The 15,842-nt window shown below is 73.2% G+C and carries 13 protein-coding genes and 1 tRNA gene; 9 read left to right on the forward strand and 5 right to left on the reverse strand.

Features of this window, described 5'->3' with window-relative positions; translation table 11 throughout:
* Nucleotides 1–38: 38 nt before the first annotated feature.
* Together ACGFW6_RS41420 and ACGFW6_RS41425 are read right to left on the reverse strand one after the other, a co-directional pair.
* Entirely contained in the window at nucleotides 39–908 is an 870-nt protein-coding gene (locus ACGFW6_RS41420) for a spermidine synthase (protein WP_393521903.1), read from the reverse strand.
* Nucleotides 909–999: 91 nt separating this feature from the next.
* Nucleotides 1,000–1,455: a hypothetical protein gene (locus ACGFW6_RS41425; RefSeq protein ID WP_393521906.1), complete on the reverse strand. Its 456-nt coding sequence runs from the start codon at nucleotides 1,453–1,455 to the stop codon at nucleotides 1,000–1,002.
* A gap of 266 nt (nucleotides 1,456–1,721) precedes the next feature.
* Here ACGFW6_RS41425 and ACGFW6_RS41430 point away from each other — a divergent pair, with 266 nt between their 5' ends.
* Nucleotides 1,722–3,200: a hypothetical protein gene (locus ACGFW6_RS41430; protein ID WP_393521908.1), complete on the forward strand. Its 1,479-nt coding sequence runs from the start codon at nucleotides 1,722–1,724 to the stop codon at nucleotides 3,198–3,200.
* Between the two features lie 75 nt (nucleotides 3,201–3,275).
* Here ACGFW6_RS41430 and ACGFW6_RS41435 read toward each other — a convergent pair whose 3' ends face one another.
* Nucleotides 3,276–3,872: a histidine phosphatase family protein gene (locus ACGFW6_RS41435; protein WP_393521910.1), complete on the reverse strand. Its 597-nt coding sequence runs from the start codon at nucleotides 3,870–3,872 to the stop codon at nucleotides 3,276–3,278.
* Between the two features lie 187 nt (nucleotides 3,873–4,059).
* On the opposite strand from ACGFW6_RS41435, the gene ACGFW6_RS41440 reads away from it, so the two are divergent.
* The 7 genes from ACGFW6_RS41440 (at nucleotide 4,060) to ACGFW6_RS41470 (ending at nucleotide 10,525) form a co-directional block, all read left to right on the forward strand.
* On the forward strand, nucleotides 4,060–5,058 hold the full coding sequence (locus ACGFW6_RS41440) for a phosphatase PAP2 family protein (protein WP_393521912.1): 999 nt from the start codon (nucleotides 4,060–4,062) through the stop codon (nucleotides 5,056–5,058).
* On the forward strand, nucleotides 5,009–6,253 hold the full coding sequence (locus ACGFW6_RS41445) for a hypothetical protein (protein WP_393521914.1): 1,245 nt from the start codon (nucleotides 5,009–5,011) through the stop codon (nucleotides 6,251–6,253). Before ACGFW6_RS41440 ends, ACGFW6_RS41445 begins: the two co-directional genes overlap by 50 nt.
* A complete protein-coding gene (locus ACGFW6_RS41450; protein ID WP_393521915.1) occupies nucleotides 6,244–7,851 on the forward strand; it encodes a hypothetical protein in 1,608 nt (535 codons plus the stop codon). The genes ACGFW6_RS41445 and ACGFW6_RS41450 overlap by 10 nt, the downstream gene beginning before the upstream one ends.
* Nucleotides 7,848–9,182: an AAA domain-containing protein gene (locus ACGFW6_RS41455; protein ID WP_393521917.1), complete on the forward strand. Its 1,335-nt coding sequence runs from the start codon at nucleotides 7,848–7,850 to the stop codon at nucleotides 9,180–9,182. The genes ACGFW6_RS41450 and ACGFW6_RS41455 overlap by 4 nt, the downstream gene beginning before the upstream one ends.
* A gap of 138 nt (nucleotides 9,183–9,320) precedes the next feature.
* Entirely contained in the window at nucleotides 9,321–9,686 is a 366-nt protein-coding gene (locus tag ACGFW6_RS41460; protein WP_393521919.1) for a hypothetical protein, read from the forward strand.
* A 139-nt stretch (nucleotides 9,687–9,825) separates the two neighbouring features.
* Entirely contained in the window at nucleotides 9,826–10,461 is a 636-nt protein-coding gene (locus tag ACGFW6_RS41465; RefSeq protein ID WP_393521920.1) for a bifunctional DNA primase/polymerase, read from the forward strand.
* A tRNA-Lys gene (locus ACGFW6_RS41470) sits at nucleotides 10,452–10,525 on the forward strand. The genes ACGFW6_RS41465 and ACGFW6_RS41470 overlap by 10 nt, the downstream gene beginning before the upstream one ends.
* Before the next feature lie 394 nt (nucleotides 10,526–10,919).
* Here the strand turns inward: ACGFW6_RS41470 and ACGFW6_RS41475 are convergent.
* Entirely contained in the window at nucleotides 10,920–12,332 is a 1,413-nt protein-coding gene (locus ACGFW6_RS41475) for a M6 family metalloprotease domain-containing protein (protein WP_393521922.1), read from the reverse strand.
* Between the two features lie 308 nt (nucleotides 12,333–12,640).
* On the opposite strand from ACGFW6_RS41475, the gene ACGFW6_RS41480 reads away from it, so the two are divergent.
* Nucleotides 12,641–14,503, forward strand: a complete 1,863-nt coding sequence (locus ACGFW6_RS41480) for a putative bifunctional diguanylate cyclase/phosphodiesterase (protein ID WP_393521924.1) — start codon at nucleotides 12,641–12,643, stop codon at nucleotides 14,501–14,503.
* Nucleotides 14,504–14,602: 99 nt separating this feature from the next.
* Here ACGFW6_RS41480 and ACGFW6_RS41485 read toward each other — a convergent pair whose 3' ends face one another.
* Nucleotides 14,603–15,691 (reverse strand): LLM class flavin-dependent oxidoreductase, encoded by a 1,089-nt coding sequence (locus tag ACGFW6_RS41485; protein WP_393521926.1) that lies wholly within the window; start codon nucleotides 15,689–15,691, stop codon nucleotides 14,603–14,605.
* Nucleotides 15,692–15,842 lie beyond the last annotated feature (151 nt).

Consider the following 15,842-nt stretch of genomic DNA (forward strand, 5'->3'; position numbering starts at 1 on the left):
GCGAGGGATCGGGCGCCCCGCGCTCGGCACCGGCCGGCTCATCTGAAGACGGACGCCGGCGGTGCCGGTGAGGCCACCGCCGCCGCGTCCGTGACCGGTACGGCGCCCCCCGTGAAGTCCGTGAGGGAGCGGCCGTGTTCGACCCGGGCGGGGTGCGGGTCGGAGGCGGCGCGGCGGGTCAGTTCGGCGACCGGCAGCGGGAGGTCGGCGGCGAGCAGGACCGCGTTGCCGAACCGCTTGCCGCGCAGCACCGTCGGGTCGGCGACCAGCGCCAGCTCGGCGAACCGGGCCGCGGCGGTGGCGATCTGGCCCCGCAGATGGGCGAGCGGTGGTCCGTCGGCGAGGTTGGCGGCGTACCAGCCGCCGGGCCGCAGCGCGCGTCGGACCTCGTCGAGGTACTCCGTGGACGTGAGGTGGGCCGGGGTGCGGGCGCCGCTGAAGACATCGGCGATGACGAGGTCGGCCCAGCCGTCGGGCACCTTGGCGAGCCCTTCGCGGGCGTCGGCGGAGCGCACCCGGACACGGGCGGCACGGTCCAGGGGGAGTTCGCGGCGGACCAGTTGGACGAGGGTGGCGTCGCGTTCGACAACCTGCTGGGTGGAGCGGGGGCGGGTGGCGGCGACGTAGCGGGCGAGGGTGAGGGCCCCGCCGCCGAGGTGCACGGCCTGCACCGGTCTGCCGGGCGGCGCGACGAGGTCGATGACGTGCCCGAGCCGACGCTGGTACTCGAAGGAGAGGTGGGCGGGGTCGTCCAGGTCGACGTGGGACTGCGGCGCCCCGTCGATCAGCAGCGTCCAGGCGCGCGCCCGGTCCCGGTCGGGTATGAGCTCGGCGAGGCCGCCGTCGACGCTCTCGACGACGGAGGCGACGTCCGCGGCTGAGCGCCGGGGCTTCCTGGTCTTTCCCACTCGGCCATTATCAGGGGGTACGGGCACTCTCACCCATCGCCGGGGCGTGCCTGGTCACCGGCCCACCGCGGCATCGGGCGAACGGGGCCGGTCACCGACAGTTGTCGGCCGCCTCGATCAGCCGCGCCGCTTCGCCGAGCGCCGCCCGCAGCACCGCGGGGTCGGTCGCGAGGTCCGCCTCCCCGGGCGGCAGGAGCCAGTCGGAGCCCTCGACCGGCGGCTCGGGGTTCAGGTCGAGGCTCAGGCCCCGCCCGTCGGTCTCCGTGCAGGTGCTGCCCGGCACGTCCCAGGCGGCGGCCGTGCCCGACGGCACCACGAAGCCGAGGGTGTCACCGCCGTCGTCGTGCAGGACGGGCCCCACCGCCTCGCAGGCGCCCCGCCGCAGGATGTCGACGGCCTCCAGTCCCTGTCGCGCGGGGACGGTGACCACGTCGCAGCCCGACTCCGGGTCGCAGCGCTCGCCCGGCGGCGCGCTGCACTCTGCGGTCGGCGCGTGCCTCGCCGTTGTCGACGGCGTACGAGGAACGACGCTCTGGCTGGTCTCCATCCCGACCTCCACCACGGAACCCCTTTTGCAGTCCGAAGAGTTCAACGCGTCGCGGCGTCAACGGCTACGGCGGAAGTCCGCCGCAAAGGATGGCAGTTCATGGCGGATCACGTATGAGATATCCGGTTTGTAGCCAAACCCTGCGTGGCGGCTCCGCTACAGCAGGTACGTTCATGCCCGCCGGACGCAAGGGCACCACACGGATTTTTGGTTCAACTCGTCCTCGTCCCGGCATGGTTCGACGGTTCGCACGAGAGGACCCGGCCATGGCGTCGTCAGAGTCGACCTCGTCCCAGCCCACCAGGCCACCACGGCCGAACCTCGCGTTCCGGCAGATGCGCGGACAGCGCTCGCCGGCCGAGTTCGCCGCGGTGGTGCGACGGGCCGCTCGCGACATCGGCGAGCGGGTCAGCTGTGACGCGCGCTACATCGGCAGGGTCGAGGCCGGCGAGATCCGCTGCCCCAACTACGCGTACGAACGGGTGTTCCTGCACATGTTCCCCGGCCGCAGCCTCACCGACCTGGGCTTCGCGCCCCGCTCGTCCGTACGCGGACGCCGGGCGCGCGCCGAGGACGACGCGCCCCTGGCACGCACCACGAGCCCGGCGTTCGCCACAAGTGAGACGCGGGGGGCCCACGAGCCGTATGACCCACTGAACCCGCAGGACCCGTACGACCCGTGTGACGCGTACGGCACAGCGCAGAACGACGAGAACCACGAGGAGAGCGACGTGCTACGTCGCGCATTCATGACCGGCGGAGGCGCCACGGTGGCCGCCGCCTCACTGGGCCCGCTGGGGCTCGCCTACGACGCCGCGGCCGCGGAGCGTCCCCTCAGACGTGTCGGGGGGCGGGAGGCGGACGCGCTCGAGGAAGCCGTGCGCCGCATCCGCCTGCTCGACGACCGGCACGGCGCCGACGGCCTCTACCGGCGCGCCGCCGCCCCCCTGCGGGCCGCCTACGCCCTGCTCGACGCCGGAACGACCCGGCAGGCGACCGGCGACCGGCTCCACGCGGGCGCGGGTGAACTGGCCATCTCGGTGGGCTGGCTGGCCCATGACTCGGGGCGGTTCGACGACGCCCGCTCGCACTACGCGGAGGCGTTGGCCACGGCCAGAATGGCGGGCGACCCGGGCCTGGAGGCACACGCCTTCTGCAACACGTCCTTCCTCGCGCGGGACGCCGGCCGGCCCCGTGAGGCGGTGCGGGCGGCGCAGGCCGCGCAACGCGTCGGGCGCGCGCTCGGCTCGTCCCGGCTGATGTCGCTGCTCGCGCTGCGCGAGGCCGGGGGCTGGGCGGGGCTCGCCGACCGCACCGGCTGCGAGCAGGCCCTCGCCCGGGCGCAGGCCCTGTTCCAGCGGGGCCACTCCGAGGCCGACCCCGAGTGGATGAGCTTCTACGGGGAGGCGGAGCTGGAGGTCCTGGAGGCGCAGTGCTGGTCGACGCTGGGGAACTGGCAGCGGGCGGCGCGGCACGCGGGGCGGGCGGCCCAGCTGCAGGATCCGCACTTCACCCGCAACATCGCCCTGTACACCGCGCAGCTGGCGGACGACCTGGCGCGGGGCGGACGCCCCGACGAGGCTGCGGCGGCCGGGATGCGGGTGCTGGATCTGCTGGACCTGGTGCAGTCGTCGCGGGTCCAGACGATGCTGGCGGGCACGGCACGCGTGCTGTTGCCGCACCGGCGGGCGAGCGGGGTGTCGGCGTTCCTGGAGCGGCACGCTTCGGCACCCCGCACAGCCTGAGCGGCGAACGAACCGCGCGTTCCGCCGGCAGGACGGTGTGCATGTCCGGGCCGGAGGCGCGGTTCCCCGCGCCCCTTACGGGGCCAGGTGCCCCGAGTCGTTCCAGCTCTCGATCGCCGGCTCGCCGTAGGCCCACCCGAGGACCGACAGCGAGGTCGGGTTGAGCCGGATCCGGGCCGCGAAGTCGAGCGGCAGCCCCAGCCAGCGGGCGCCTATGGACCGCAGGATGTGCCCGTGCGCGAACACCAGCACATCCCGGTCCGCCTCACGGGCCCAGGCCACCACGTCGTCGGCCCGGGCCGTCACCTCGGCCAGGGTCTCCCCCTCGGGCACGCCGTCGCGCCAGATGAGCCAGCCCGGGCGGATCGCCTGGATGTCCGCCGGCGTCATGCCCTCGTAGGCGCCGTAGTCCCACTCCATGAGCGGGTCCCAGGTCTGCGCGCGGTCGCCGAAGCCGGCGAGTTCGCACGTCTCACGCGCGCGTGACAGCGGGCTGGTGCGCACCTCGACGCCGTCCAGCCCGTCGAACGGCGGCCGGTGCAGACGCTCACCCAGCAGCTTCGCGCCGCGGCGGCCCTCCTCCAGAAGGGGCACGTCGGTCCTGCCGGTGTGCTTGCCGGACAGCGACCACGCCGTCTGTCCGTGCCGGGCCAGCAGGATGCGCGGTGCCATTGCGGGGCCTTCCGGGAGAAATGAGAGGCGGAACGCTTACATCATCGCGCACCCTGGGCGCGGGCAACCCGCCGGGCGATCTCTGCGTCTTGTGGGCCGGGGCGCCCGAAAGGGGCGCGCGCGTACACCGTAAAGTGGTTCGACCGGTCCACCGGGCGCCGTGAAGAAAGAAGGGGGAGGCGATCGGATGCCGCACGCCGACATAGCTGGCGTGGAGGCGACGCCGCGGACCCGCCTGCGCTGGTGGACCGAGCTGCCGCTGATATTGCTGGTCTACGCCTGCTACTCGGCGGGCCGGCTGCTCGCCCGGGGGGACGTCTCCACCGCCGTCGACCACGGCCTGGCGATCCTGGACATCGAGAAGGCCCTGCACCTCAACGCGGAGCACCCTCTCAACCGCCTCTTCACCCGTGAGGCCTGGATCGGCGTCCCGGCCGACTTCTGGTACGCCTCGCTGCACTACCTGGTCACGCCCGTGCTGCTGGTCTGGCTGTTCAGGTCCCGCACCGTGCACTACCGCGCGGCCCGCACCTGGCTGATGACGTCGACCTTCATAGGTCTGATCGGCTTCACCCTGCTGCCGACCTGCCCGCCCCGGCTGCTGGACGACGGCCACGGCTTCGTCGACACGATGGCCCAGTACAGCTCCTACGGCTGGTGGGCCGGCGAGGCCAGCGCGCCGAAGGGCCTCGGCGGCATGACGAACCAGTACGCGGCCATGCCGAGCCTGCACGTGGGCTGGGCGCTGTGGTGCGGGGTGATCCTGTGGCGGTTCGGCGGGACGCGCCTGACGAAGGTCGCCGCGGTCGCCTACCCGCTGATCACGACGATCGTGGTGATGGGCACCGCCAACCACTACTTCCTCGACGCGGTGGCGGGCGCCGCCGTGATGGGCGCCGGTCTGCTGCTGGCGCCGTATGTGATGCGGATCATGGAGCGGCTGCGGACGCGCTTCGGACCGGCGGCGACGCCCGTCGCGGCCTCCGCCGCAGTGGTCGCCGCCGACGTCGGCGCCACCGTCACGGTGGGCTCCGGTGCCACTTCTTCCTCGATTGTCAGTGGCGGATGCCAGACTTCCGCGGGTGAGCGAATTCCACGGCAGCGCGAGTCCCGGCACGGATCCGGAGCCGGGCAAAGTGCCTCCCCCCAGGACGCGGGGGACGGCGCTCCGGCACCGGCTCGCTGAGCTGCGCGGTCCCGACGTCCCGGCGAAGGCGCTGGACGCGCGCGCCCTGGCCGCCCTCGCCGCCAACCCGGGCTGCAGGCGCCGCGCGATCCTGGACGGCGCAGGGGTGAACAAGACCGCGCTGGCGAGCGCGTTGGGTTCGCCGTCGGCCTTCGGACAGTCCCAGTTCGCCCTCACACGCGGCAACGCCTTCGAGGCCAAGGTCAAGGCGGACGGCGGCGCGGAGCTGCTGCGCCTGGTGCGCGAGAAGCTGGACCGCGGTGCCGAACCGCCCGCCCACACGCGCGTGCCCGAGCTCACCGCGACCGGCCCGGAGGGCCGCACCGCCCGTACGGCACTGGCGCTGCGCGAGGCCACCGAGGCGCGCGGCGAGTGGACCCTGCTCGACCACCCCATGCTCGCGCTGGACGTCGCCGGCTCGCCGGCCTTCCTGGAGCCGGACGCGGTCGTCGTGCACCCGGACGGCAGCTGGACGGTCGTGGAGATCAAGTCCTTCCCGATGCTGGACGGTTCGGCGGACCCGGCGAAGGTGGGTGCCGCCGCCCGGCAGGCGGCGGTGTACGTCCTGGCGCTGGAGCAGGTCGCCGCCCGGCTCGGCGCGGAGCCCCAGGGACGCACCGACGTCGAGGCGACGAGCGCCCGGACGCCCGACGGGCCGAACACCGACATCGCCTCGACGGCGGCCGAGGCACCCGGGAGTCCGGGCATCTCCGCCCCGCGCGTACGCGACCGCGTGCTGCTGGTCTGCCCCAAGGACTTCTCCAACCTCCCCACCGCCTCGGCCGTCGACATCCGCAAGCAGCGCGCGGTGACCGCCCGCCAGCTGGACCGGCTCACCCGGATCGAGGACATCGCCGACGCGCTCCCCGCCGGCACCTGCTTCTCCCCCGAGCTGCCCTCGGCCGAGCTGACGGCCGCCGTCGAGTCGGTCCCCGCGACGTACGCGCCCGAATGCCTGTCCGCCTGCGAGCTGGCCTTCCACTGCCGCGCCCGCGCCCTGGAGTCCGGCGCCGTGACGTCGCTGGGCCGCTCGGTGCGGGCCGAGCTGGGCGGTCTGAGCACGGTCGAGGACGTCCTGTCGGCGGCGCGCGGCGAGTCCGGCGATCCCGACGACCCGGCGGTGGCGGCGCTGCGCAGGGCGGCCCGGCTGCGTGCGGAGGCCCTCGGCGACCTGGCGGTGGCCGCGTGTCGCTGATCTCCACGCTCGCCCGGCTGGAAGCCGTCAGCACCGGCCGCGCGCAGCCCGCCGCGACCGTCTGCCACCGCCATCTGTCGCGGCGCCCGCTCGTCTTCGTGCCCCTGACCACCGCCGGTGAGGCCGGTGCCCCGCTCGGCGCGCTGGTCGGCACCGACCGGGACGCCCCGCACCTGCTGGTCGTGGCGCAGCCGCGCGACCGGGACCTCAGGTTCGCGTTCCTGTCCGAACTGGCGGACATCGTCCTGCCGTACGTCGACGCCTTCGCCGAGGACGTGGAGGCGGCCGAGCGCAACGAGACCGATCCGGAGACCGGCAAACGGGTCAAGGTCGAGGTCGAACTGTGCGCGGACGCCCCGCAGTTGATCATGCCGAGCCGCGCGGGCGTCGACTTCGTACGGCTGCTGGGCCGCTCGATGCGGTTCCGGCGTACGGCGGAGCAGGACCCGGAGGCCCCGTATCCGGCGCCCCCGCGCGTGCCGTTGCTCGGCCGCTGGCTGACCCACTTCAGTGAGCGGGCCCGCGTGCCCGGCTCCTCCCTGCTGCCGGCCATGACGGACCTGCTGTCCCGGCACTGGGCGACCGGCCAGTCCACCCTGGAGGACCAGCATCTGGGCGCCCTGCTCGCCTGGATCGACCCTCCCGAGGGTGAGACGGGCGCCGAGGCGGCGCTGCGCGCGGAGCTCGCGCGGGACCGGGACGGCCAGTTGCTGTGCCCACCCGCGGGCCCCGCCACGGACCCGGCGTTCGACAACAAGCTGCTCGCCCCCGCGATCGAGCGCTACGACCGTGCCCGCACCGCCCTCGCCGCCTCCGAGGACGGACTGGAGGCCGACGACCGGCTCGGGGATCTCACTGCCGCCGAGCAGGCGATCCGGGCCTTGGTGGAGAGCCGGACCCGGCCCACCTGGGACGCGGTGTGGCGGGGTCTGGACCTGCTGCGGGAGCTGCCCGTGGGCGGGCGGGTGGAGGAGCGCTGGACCCGCGACCGCTGGTCGTTCACCGCCCACCGGGACCGTGTGACCGCCGGGGAGCCCCCGCAGCCGCGCCGCGACGACGCGGTCACCGCCGCGAACAAGCTCGCCGCGCGCGAGCGGGAACAGGCCCGATTGGAAGCCCAGGAGGCACTGGACGATCCGCTGGTGATGGCGGGGCGGCGGCTGGCCGGGGAGGCGTTCGCGGGCGAGGTCACCGATGTGGTGATGGCGTACAGCGAGGGCAAGCGGCCGAGCCCGCGGCCCCTGGTCACCGTGCGCACGGACGACCGGCCCCATCTGGGCGAACGGGCCAAGGTGTTCCGTTCCCTGGGCGGCAAGCCCCAGTCGGCGGAGTTCGTCGGCCACGAGGAGGCCGTCGACGAGGACGGCGGCGCACTGCTCGTGCTGCGTGTGCTGGACAAGATGGGCCGCGGCAAGGAGCCGGAGGAGGGGTCGGTGCCGCAGAAGGGCGACCTGGTCTGCTTCACGCTGTTCGAGCACGAGCAGCGAGGTGGCGCGAAGCTGCCCGAGCCGGAGCAGACACCCTGGACGCACGGCGGGCCGCCCGGGGAACAGGTGTCCGAGGCTGCCGACGCGCTCACCGAGGGAGACGTGCTGTGACCGCCGTGTTCGACCCCGGTGCCGCGGCGGCCGCGGCCACCGACGCGATCCTGCACAACACCCTGCACAGCGAGGCGCGCGGGGTCGTCGTGGACTCCCCGCCCGGGGCGGGCAAGTCCACGCTGGTCGTCCGTGCGGCCCTGGAACTCGCGGACGCCGGGCGCCCGTTGATGATCGTGGCGCAGACCAACGCCCAGGTCGACGACCTGGTGCTCAGGCTCGCGGAGAAGGACCCCGAGCTGCCGGTGGGCCGACTGCACAGCAGCGACTCCGACCCGTACGACAAGGCGCTGGACGCCCTGCCGAACGTCCGCAAGTCGGCGAAGGCGGCCGATCTCGCGGGCCTGGCGGTGGTCCTGTCCACGGCCGCGAAGTGGGCGCACGTCAAGGTCGAGGAGCCGTGGCGGCACGCGATCGTCGACGAGGCGTACCAGATGCGGTCGGACTCGCTGCTCGCCGTGGCCGGGCTGTTCGAGCGGGCGCTGTTCGTGGGCGACCCGGGTCAGCTCGACCCGTTCGCGATCGTGGGCAGCGAGCAGTGGGCGGGCCTGTCGTACGACCCCTCGGGCTCGGCGGTGACCACCCTGTTGGCCCACAACCCGGACCTGCCCCAGCACCGCCTGCCGGTCTCCTGGCGGCTCCCGGCCTCGGCCGCGCCTCTGGTCTCCGACGCGTTCTACCCGTACACCCCCTTCAGCAGCGGCACCGGCCACGACGACCGCCGGCTCACCTTCGCGGTCCCGTCGGACGGCTCGGGCCCCGACCGGGTGATCGACGAGGCGGCGGAGTCGGGCTGGGGGCTGCTGGAGCTGCCCGCCCGGCACACCCCGCGCACCGATCCCGAGGCGGTGCGGGCGGTGGCGACGGTCGTACGGCGCCTGCTCGACCGGGGCGGCGCTGCGACGTCGGAGCGCTCGCCGGACGCCGCTCCCCTGACCGCCGACCGGATCGCGGTCGGCACGGCCCACCGGGACCAGGCCGCGGGGGTCCGGGCGGCGCTGGCCGAGCTGGGCGTGACGGACGTCACCGTCGACACCGCGAATCGTCTCCAGGGCCGCGAGTACGACGTGACCGTGGTCCTGCACCCGCTCTCCGGCCGCCCCGACGCCACCGCCTTCCACCTGGAGACGGGCCGCCTGTGCGTCCTCGCCTCCCGCCACCGGCACGCCTGCATCGTGGTCTGCCGCGCGGGCGTGAGCGACCTCCTGGACGACTACCCGTCGACGGAGCCGGTCCAGTTGGGAACGCTGGTGAAGTTCCCTGACGGCTGGGAGGCGAATCACGCGGTGCTCGCACGCCTGGCGGAACATCGGGTGGCCTGGCGGCCTTGAAAGCCCTGGAAGGGCGGCACCCTGTGTGACCTGTCCCGACGCCCCCTTGCGCGGGCGCGGGACAATGGACGGTGGACCGGTTCACAGCCGGGTCGCCGGGGACCGACCAGATCGGTGACGTACGAGGAGGACAAGGACATGGCGGATCCCACGCCGCGTCGGAACGAACCGCGGCTACGCCCCGCGCCGCTGCTCTTCGAGCCCGCGCAGGTGGCCGCCGACCCGGAGCACTTCTTCGACCTGGAGTCGATGGACGACCCCCAGGCGCTGCTCGCGCGCGCGACCGAGCTGACCCAGGCGTTCCGGGCGGCCACGGACCGGGCGGTGGAGTTCCAGGCCATCGCGGCGGCCCAGCTCGCCGACCCCCGGCGGTTCGACCGGCTGACGCACGCCGACATCGCCGAGCGGGCCGAGTGGACCGAGGACTACGCCAAGAAGATGGTGGAGTTCGGCAGGGACCTGATGCGGGGGGTCGAGGGAGCGGGACACGTCGACCCGGTGTGACCGGCCCTGCCGGGGCGCTCACCCACCGCCACCCTTTGGCATATGCCAGGCGCGCAAGATACCCGCTCCGGCCCTCCCCTGTCCGGCTTTTCGGCAACCCTGCGGGATCGCGCGCTCACGCCAGGTAGATCTATGCGTCATGAGCAGCACACGGGACGACCTCTTCGCGGACACCCGGTTCCACACCACCGGGGGCGACACCGCCGCACGGATCACCCCTGACGGCGTCGCCTGGCTCGCCTCGGCAGGAACGTATCCGCGCAGCACGCTCGCCCTCTGGGAGGAGCGCCCCGCGGCCCCGGTGGTGCTGCCCTGCGGCTCCGCCTTCGACGTCGTCAGCGCACCCGCGCTCTTCGGGCGCCGGATGCTCGACCGGCTGTGGGACGGGGGCCCGGGCTCGGGGCCGGTGGCCGTCTATCGGGGACGGATCCTGATGTTCGCCGCGCCGGGCACCGCCCAGCGGCTGCCCTCGCTGCTGCGCTGGGAGGAGTTCGGCCGCACGGACGGCATCCCGCCGCTCCTGTGCCACGGCACCGGCGACGCGGTCACCGTCCCGGCGCCGTCAGACCCGGCCGAGCCGGCCGCGGACGCCCCCGTTCCGGCCCCCTCCGGCTCCCGCTGGCTGGTCGCGCCCGACACCCGTAATCCCTGGTTACCGGGCCCCGAGGTACTGGTCTGGGCAGCCGTACGGGCGGCTCGCGCTGCCGTGCGGATATCGATTTTTCCCCACGCCGATCAGGATGCTAAGGTCTACGACGTCAGCAGGCGCCGCTAGCTCAGTTGGTTAGAGCAGCTGACTCTTAATCAGCGGGTCCGGGGTTCGAGTCCCTGGCGGCGCACAGACGGTGAAGGCCCCTCGCAACAGCGGGGGGCCTTCGCATATGCCCCGAGTCCTGCAGGGACGGCTGGGGGTCCGGGGGTCACCCCCCGGAAAATGCAGCATCAGCGGGTCCGGGGTTCGAGTCCCTGGCGGCGCACAGACAGTGAAGGCCCCTCGCAACAGCGGGGGGCCTTTCACACATACCCCGAGCCCTACAGGGACGGCTGGGGGTCCGGGGGTCACCCCCCGGAAAATGCAGCATCAGCGGGTCCGGGGTTCGAGTCCCTGGCGGCGCACAGACAGTGAAGGCCCCTCGCAACAGCGGGGGGCCTTTCGCGTGGGTCACGAGGACGGACGGCCACGGGTGCCCCAGGGGCCGGCGCCTCGGCGGCCCGGCGTGCAGCGCCCCGGCGCTACCCCGCTCTCCGTGCGCTCCCCGCCGTCGTGATCTTCACCGTCCAGGCTCCGGAGGCCGTCCGGCCCTCCACGTCCACGCGGACGTCCTCGCCCGGCACCGTGAAGCTCTCGCCGAGGCCGACCGGGGCGTCCGCGAGGGGCGGGTACACCGACTCCTCCCAGCAGGCCTCCGTGCGCGGATGGGCGTCGATCACCTCCACCGGGCCGCCGCCGGACTCGGTCCGGCTGCGCACCCGGTACACCAGCACTCCCTGCCGACAGGTCTCCACGTCATTGCCCACCGAACCGCGCACCTCGAAGGCGAGTGCGCTCTCGGCGCCGGTGCGCACGACGGCGAGCTTGGTGCCGTGGCCCAGCCCGAACCCCGGCACCGTGGCACGGGAGGAGCCGGCCGGATCGGAGGGGCCGTTCGCGCCGAAGGCTCCCTCCGCCCCGGCCGCACCCGTCCGCGGCGGTTGTCCCGGCCCCGCCGACAGCGGCTCCAGCGTCAGCCGGGCGGACCCGGACCCGCCGCCCTGCACGCACACCACCTGCCGAGGCTCCAGCCAGCCCAGCTTCCACTTGTGCCAGCCGAAGAGGTCCGGTGCCATACCGAACTGGCTGCCCATCAGGTCCCAGTCACCGACGTAGGTGTCCCAGTCGCCCTTGCCGTCCACCGGACGGTGGTACAGGTCGGGCAGATCGAAGACATGGCCGGTCTCGTGCGCGAGGACCAGCCGGTCCGGCGGATGGTTCTCGAACACGGTGACGACGCGCCGGATGTCCGTGCCGTCGGCCCGCAGCGGCGTCTCCAGGTTGACGACCTTCGTCGCGTCGGAATCGACGCCGGGCGCGTCCGGGTCGGCGACGAAATAGACGACGTCGTAGCGGGAGAAGTCCACCTGCCGGTCCGCCACCGCGAGGGCGTCCCGCAGATAGGCGGCCCGGTCGGCGACACGCCAGTCACGCTGTATGGCGTACGCCGTCGACGGACGCGGCATCCGCAGCCAGTGCCGCAGCGGATGCGGGCGCAGGGTGAATCTGCCGTAGGAGGCACGTTCGAAGAAGCGGGTGGTGGCCGGGAAGTGGTCGGCCGTCAGTTCGGCGGGGGTCGTCAGGGGGGCCGCGTCCGGGAAGGACAGGAACACCATGACGGCGTCCAGCTTGCGGGCCGGACGGGGGTAGGCGGCGTTCCAGGTGTCCAGGCCCTCGGAGTGGTGGGCGTCGGTGCGCTCCAGGGCGCAGGGTGCCGCGTCGAACGGTTCCGCGACCGACGGGCCGACGACCAGGGAGGTCGCGGCGAGCGCCGACATCGTGGTGAACACAGCGGCGGCGCTGCGCAGTCGGGGCCGGTCCCGCAGCAGGCCCATCCCACGGAGCAGGGGGAGCTGACGCGGCACGTGGACCTCCGGAAGCGGTTCGCGGGACACCGCATCCAGACTGTGTCGGATTGTCGTACTACGTCCTGTTGTGCTGCACCGGATGGGTGAGCGGACCGTGCCCTCCGCGGAATCGACACCCCGAATCGCTCACGGAACGTCACAAGTGGTCGGGGGCTCGAAGAAGCTGTCCAGGTGCGAGCAGAAACGATCTGTCGGATGCGCGCGTTGCGCGGGAACACTGGACAGTAGGTGGAAGGGCCGGAGACCAGCCTCTATGATCGGCACACTTTCCTGACACTTTTCCTGCATGGACACGGCCCCTCGGCCGTCCCCCATCCACCCGGCCGACCATTCCGATGAGACCCATCCGAAGATCGAGTGCACTGCGGGAGCGAGCGGTGAGCGGAACGTCCGAAGGGCCGACGCCCGCGGCAGACCTCATCGGGCCAGCCGTCACAGAGAGTAATGCCCAGCCATCGCCCGGTACCGGGATGCCGCCGTACTCGTCGGCCTTCTCCGCCGCGCCCCTGGCCATGGCCGTGGTCGACCGCGACGGCCTGGTGGCCGGAGCCAACTCCACCCTTGCCGAGCTGCTCGGCACCCCCGCCGAGGAGCTGACCGGGACCGCCGCCGCCGACCTGGTCGACCTCGCTTCCGACGCGCGGACCTGGCACACGTACCGCGAGGTGCTGCGCGGCCGGCAGGCCGAACTGCGGTGCACGCGCCGCCTCAAACACCCGGAGGGCCACTCCCTGTGGGTCCGGGTCACGGTCGCGCCGCTGCCCGGCGACGAGTCCGGCGGCGTCCTGCTGTCCGTCGCCGACATCAGCGCCCACCGCGAACTCCAGGCACGACTGCGGCACTTGCAGATGCACGACCCGGTGACCCGGCTGGCCAACCGCACGCTGTTCTTCGAGCGGCTGACGACGGCGCTGGAGGTCGAGTCGTACGACGAGAGCGGCACCACGGGCCGAATCGGCCTGTGCTACCTGGACCTTGACGGCTTCAAGGCGATCAACGACACCCTCGGCAACCGCGTCGGCGACAAACTGCTGGCCTCCGTGGCCGAGCGGCTCACGCGCTGCGCCGAGCAGGCCGGGGTCGGCCGGTCCAGCCCGCCGCTGGTGGCCCGGCTCGGCGGCGACGAGTTCGCCCTGCTCGTCGAGGACTCCACGGGCACCGAGCAACTGGCCGATCTGGCCGAGTCGTTGCTGGAGGCGCTGCGGGAGCCCTTCGACCTGTCCGGCCGGCGTCTGTCGGTGTCGGCGTCGATCGGGGTCGTGGAGCGGCACGCGGCCGGCACCACTCCGACCGCCCTGATGCAGGCCGCCGACACGACGCTGTACTGGGCGAAGGCCGACGGCAAGGACCGCTGGACGCTGTTCGACCCCGAGCGCAACGCCCACCTCATCACCCGCCAGGCACTGGCCGCCACCCTTCGCGCGGCCATCGAGCGCGATGAGTTCGCCCTGGAGTACCAGCCGTTGGTGGGGATGGAGGACGGGCGGCTGCGCGGCGTCGAGGCGCTTGTCCGCTGGAATCATCCTCAGTTCGGCGTACTGGCGCCGAATCGGTTCATCGGACTGGCCGAGGAGGACGGCTCGATCGTGCCGCTGGGCCGCTGGGTGCTGGCGACCGCCTGCCGCCAGGCACGCGCCTGGCAGGTGGCACACCCGGACGAGCCGCCGATCTTCGTCAGCGTGAACGTCGCCGTCCGCCAGGTGTGGGACTCCGACCTGGTGTCGGACGTGGCACGGATCCTCGACGAGACCGAACTCGCGCCGCATCTGCTCCAGTTGGAGCTGACCGAGTCGGCGGTGATGGGTTCCTCCGGCAGGCCCCTGCAGGACCTCCAGGCGCTCAGCGACATGGGGGTGCGCATCGCCATCGACGACTTCGGCACCGGCTACTCGAACCTGGCGTATCTGAGCCGGCTGCCGGTGTCGGTCCTGAAGCTGGACGGCTCCTTCGTACGGGGCTTCCAGTACGAGAGCGAGAACAGCGCCGCCGTCCCGCCGAACCCGGCCGACGAGGTCGTGGTCGAGGCGATGATCCAGCTCGCCCACCGGCTGGGTCTGACGGTCACCGCGGAGTGCGTGGAGACGCTGGCGCAGGCCTCACGGCTGCGCCGGATCGGCTGCGACACCGGCCAGGGGTGGCTGTACTCACGGCCGGTGTCGCCGGATCGTATCTCCGAGCTGATGGGCGCACGCGTTTGACGCGTGCGCTGCCGGGTCGGGCGGCGGCAACGCCTGGGTGTCGGCGCCGGTGCCGGGTCAGGCGGTCGGCAACCCGTAGGCGTCGGCGCCGGTTCGCAGTCAGGCGGTCGGCAACCCATAGGCGTCGGCGATGAGTTCGTACGAGCGCAGGCGCACGTCCATGCCGGGCGCGTTGCTCGTGATCATCAACTCGTCGGCGCCGGTGCGCTTCTGGAGGTCGTCGAGGCCGGCCCGGACCTCGTCCGGGGTGCCGTGGACGACGTTGGCGTTCCAGCTCTCGACGAATTCGCGCTCCATCGGGCTGAACTCGTACGCCTCGGCCTCCTCCGGGGTCGGGATGAGGCCGGGGCGTCCGGTGCGCAGGCGGACCATGCCGAGGGCGGCTGCCCGCACCTGGCGGCGAGCCTCCTTCTCCTCGTCCGTGGCCAGCGCGGAGACGCCGATGAGGGCGTAGGGCCGGTCGAGGACGGCGGAGGGCTGGAAGGACTCGCGGTACAGGTCCAGGGCCGGGATGGTGTTGCGGGCCGAGAAGTGGTGCGCGAAGGCGAACGGCAGGCCGAGGACGGCGGCCAGGCGGGCGCTGAAGCCGGAGGAGCCCAGCAGCCAGATCGGCGGCCTGTGCGGCGACTGGACGCCGCCGGGCGAGGTCGCCTGGACCGGGCCGGGGACGGCGTGGATACGGCGGTAGGGGTGGCCGTCGGGGAAGTCGCCGTCCAGGAAGCGGGTGAGCTCGGCCAGCTGCTCGGGGAAGTCGTCGGCGCCCTCGTTCAGGTGGTCGGTGCGGCGCAGGGCGGCTGCGGTGGCGCCGTCCGTGCCGGGGGCGCGGCCCAGGCCCAGGTCGATCCGGCCCGGGGCCATGGCCTCCAGGGTGCCGAACTGCTCCGCGATGACCAGCGGGGCGTGGTTCGGGAGCATCACGCCGCCGGAGCCGAGGCGGATGCGGTTCGTGTGGGCGGCGAGGTGGGCGAGGATCACCGCGGGTGAGGAGGACGCCACGCCGGGCATGGAGTGGTGTTCGGCGACCCAGAAGCGGTGGAAGCCGCGGGACTCTGCGAGGCGGGCGAGGTCGACGCTGGTGCGCAGGGCGTCGGTGGCGGTGTGGCCGGCGCTGACCGTGACCAGGTCCAGTACGGAGAGGGGGACGGGGGCGGTGCCCTTTGTCTCGCCTCGGGTCTCGTCTGCCGTCACCGGTGCCTCCTGCCGTTTCGCTGTGCGGTGTGCGTCAGCTGGTAACAGGAGGCCGTCTCCGGTTTATTCCCTCGCCCCCGCCGCCCCTACCCGTCCCCGGGGGCTGCCGCCCCCGGACCCCCGCATCGGCCTGAACGGCCTCGTCCTCAAA

It is taken from the genome of Streptomyces sp. Y7, from assembly GCF_043195415.1.
Lineage (GTDB): Bacteria > Actinomycetota > Actinomycetes > Streptomycetales > Streptomycetaceae > Streptomyces.